Here is a 3,486-nt window from a genome sequence, read left to right as displayed (position 1 = left end):
TTTCGCTCGGCCGGCTGAGCGGTCCCGCCGGTGGGGCGTCTCCGTAGTCACTCCCACGTACGGAGGCGAATCGTTTCGATGATGTGATCATGGTGAGGGCGCGGACGGGCTGAAGGCGCCGGTCCGATCGAGGCGGGTCTGTGAATCTTTCATTCGTGCGCGACCGGCAGGGGACCGCGAGCATCCCTGCTGAGAGCCGCGGCAGGGAGTCCATGCCCTTACGCGGGCCGGTAAGAAGGGGAAGGGGGTTCTTGACACGCGCGTCGCCCGTCGTATTTGCTTCGCTGCATCCCGCCACCCCCCAATCCGTCGGCAGGAAGGAACGAGTCAAGTCTCTGTCGATCTGTTAGCGCTAACAAAACCCGTAATCACAGCCAGGAGGCATTAAGGGGCTGGGTTCCGTCGCCCGGTCGAGGCGAATCGGTTCGTGGACCTTTTGCGAGGAGGTTCGGAGCAGACGCTCGCCGATGCGGTGTGATGGTGATCCACCGACGTCGCGGCTCGCCGCGTACGACGGCGTGAGGCGCGCCGTCGGCGTTCCGGGCTGCAGCCGGGCTTCTCACCCGCTGTCCGCGACCCCTTCCTCCTTCGTGCATGCGCCTTCGCGCGCGGATCGGGTCCGCGACCGGGACCCGACATCGCCTCGGTCTCCACGCTACGGACGACGCCTGATCGATACCGAGCGTAAGGATCGAGGAGCGGCCGGCTCCCGCGGCCCAGCCGTCCACTGCGGGCTGTTCCCACAGTGACCCGCCGCATGGGACACGACCGCCTATCGCCGGCTCCGGCGAGGCTGCCCGGATTCAGCACGTGGCTGTCTCCGCCGTGCCTTCCCCCCAAGGAGTGAAAGCAATGGGTTCTTCATCCGCTGACCTGTCGGGCCATGCGGCTCGCGGGCGGCGCTCACCGGCGGTCGTCGCGGCCTGCCTCGTGGCAGCGCTCGCGGCCCTCCTCGCCACCGCCCTGACATGGTCGGCACCGGCATCGGCGGCGATGGCGCCGCTGGTCGGCGCGTCCTCGGGGCGCTGCCTGGACGTGGCGGGCAACACCGATGCGCTGGGCGCCGCCCTGCAGATCTGGGACTGCAACGGCCAGGCCAACCAGGCGTTCGAGTTCACCTCGGCCGGTGAGCTGCGCACGTTCGGCGGCACGCGGTGCGTGGACGCGTACGGCCAGGGGACGTCGCCGGGCACGAAGGTGGTCATCTGGTCGTGCAACGGGCAGGCCAACCAGAAGTGGCGCCAGAACGCCGACGGGTCCATCACCGGGGTCCAGTCCGGTCTGTGCCTGGACGTGTACCAGGCGGCCACGGCCAACGGGACCGCGGTCGCCCTGTGGACCTGTAACGGGCAGGGCAACCAGAGGTGGACCGTCGCGGGAGGCGGGCCCACCACGTCACCGAGCCCGTCCACGTCGCCGAGCCCGCCGCCGCCCGGCTCGCGTCCGTGTGACATCTACGCCGCCGGTGGCACCCCGTGCGTGGCCGCCCACAGCACCACGCGGGCGCTCTACAACGCCTACAACGGCAACCTGTACCAGGTGCGGCGCTCCTCCGACAACACGACCAGGAACATCGGCGTCCTGACCGCGGGCGGCGTCGCCAACGCCGCGGCCCAGGACTCCTTCTGCGCCGGCACCACCTGCGTCGTCACCGTCGTGTACGACCAGTCCGGGCACGGCAACGACCTGTGGTACCAGGGGTCGAGCGTGGTCCCCGGGTCCCCGCAGAGCAAGCCCGCGATCGCGACCACCGAGTCATTGTCCGTCGGCGGTAACAAGGCCTACTCGCTGTACATCAACCCCGGCAACAGCTACTGGCGGGACGGTCACCTGACCGGCGTGCCGACCGGCACCGCGCCCGAGGGCATGTACATGGTGACCAGCGGCACCCACGTCAACAGCGGCTGCTGCTTCGACTACGGCAACAGCGAGACCACCCGCAAGGCCGACGCCGCCGGCGCCATGGACGCCATCTACTTCGGCACGAGCTGCTGGTTCGGCGGCTGCTCCGGATCGGGTCCCTGGGTGCAGGCCGACCTCGAATGGGGCCTCTACCCCGGTGGCAGTCAGTCGTGGAACCCCAACCAGAGGGCGTTCACCAGCAAGTTCGTCACCGCGACGCTGAAGAACAACGGCACCAGCCGGTTCGCGATCAAGGGCAGCAACGCGCAGTCCGGCAGTCTGTACACCCTTTACGACGGCGCGCTTCCCCCCGGCTACAGCCCCATGAAGAAGCAGGGCGCCATCGTCCTGGGCAGCGGCGGCGACTGCTGCAAGCCCGACGGCGGCGCCAACCTCAGCGCCGGCACCTTCTACGAAGGAGCCATGGTGGCCGGCTACCCCTCCGACGCCACCGAGAACGCGGTGCAGGCCGACGTCGTCGCCGCCGGCTACCGCTGACCCCCTAACCGCGCATGGAGTTGCGTATGTTGAGTCACAAATCCCTTTTCGCCGCAATCGCGGCGGCAGCACTTCTCGTTCTGGGCATAAGCGGCACGGCGCTCGGCGGAACGACGTCGGCAACGCACAGCGCCGTGGCCGCCGCGGCGACCGCCGGATGCGGCAAGGCCCCGACGCTGGCGAGCGGCGCGCACTCGATTGTGAGCAGCGGCCAGAACCGCAGCTACATCCTGCGGGTGCCCGCCAACTACGACAGCAACCGCCCCTACCGCCTGATCTTCGGGTTCCACTGGAACGGCGGCACCGCCAACGACGTCGACTCGGGCGGAACCGACGGGTACAACTGGTCGTACTACGGCCTGCGGCGCCTGGCGGACGCCGCGAACAACGGCACGATCTTCGTCGCGCCCCAGGGCAACGGCAACGGCTGGGCCAACCCCGGCGGCCAGGACGTGACCTTCGTCGACGACATGCTCAGGCAGATCGAGGCCGGCCTGTGCGTCGACACCAGCCAGATCTTCTCCACGGGCTTCAGCTACGGCGGCGGTATGAGCTACGCGCTCGCCTGCGCCCGGGCGACGGTCTTCCGCGCGGTCGTGGTCTACTCCGGCGCGCAGCTCAGCGGGTGCAACGGCGGCACCCAGCCCATCGCGTACATGGGGGTGCACGGCATCGGGGACCCGGTGCTCAACATCTCCACCGGGCGAGGGCTGCGTGACACGTTCGTGAGGAACAACGGCTGTGCCGCGCAGAATCCGCCCGAGCCCAGGTCGGGCAGCCTGACCCACATCGTCACCGCCTACTCGGGGTGCCGGGCCGGGTACCCGGTCGTGTGGGCGGCGTTCGACGGGGGCCACACCCCGGGCCCGATCGACGGGTGCACCTGTGACGGCTGGAGGACCTGGACCTCGGGCGAGGCGTGGAAGTTCCTGACGCAGTTCGACACGACCCCGCCGACCTCACCTTCTCCCTCGCCGACCGCCTCGCCGTCGCCGTCGTCGCCGTCGGGGAGCACGAGCGCGCTCAAGGGTGTGGGGTCCGGGCGGTGCCTGGACGTCAGCGGGGCGTCGCAGGCCAACGGCGCCC

Annotated in this window: 2 protein-coding genes; both read left to right on the top strand. The window is 69.7% G+C overall.

Going from position 1 to position 3,486, the window contains the following annotated elements:
• Nucleotides 1-852: 852 nt before the first annotated feature.
• A complete protein-coding gene (locus Msi02_RS42630) occupies nucleotides 853-2,400 on the top strand; it encodes an arabinofuranosidase catalytic domain-containing protein (RefSeq protein WP_204053393.1) in 1,548 nt (515 codons plus the stop codon).
• A 134-nt stretch (nucleotides 2,401-2,534) separates the two neighbouring features.
• Nucleotides 2,535-3,486, top strand: a 952-nt coding sequence (locus Msi02_RS42625; RefSeq protein WP_204053392.1) for a CE1 family esterase, incomplete at its 3' end; no start/stop codon positions are given.

Source organism: Microbispora siamensis, from assembly GCF_016863095.1.
Taxonomy (GTDB): domain Bacteria; phylum Actinomycetota; class Actinomycetes; order Streptosporangiales; family Streptosporangiaceae; genus Microbispora; species Microbispora siamensis.
This window is presented reverse-complemented; position numbering and strand designations above follow the sequence as displayed.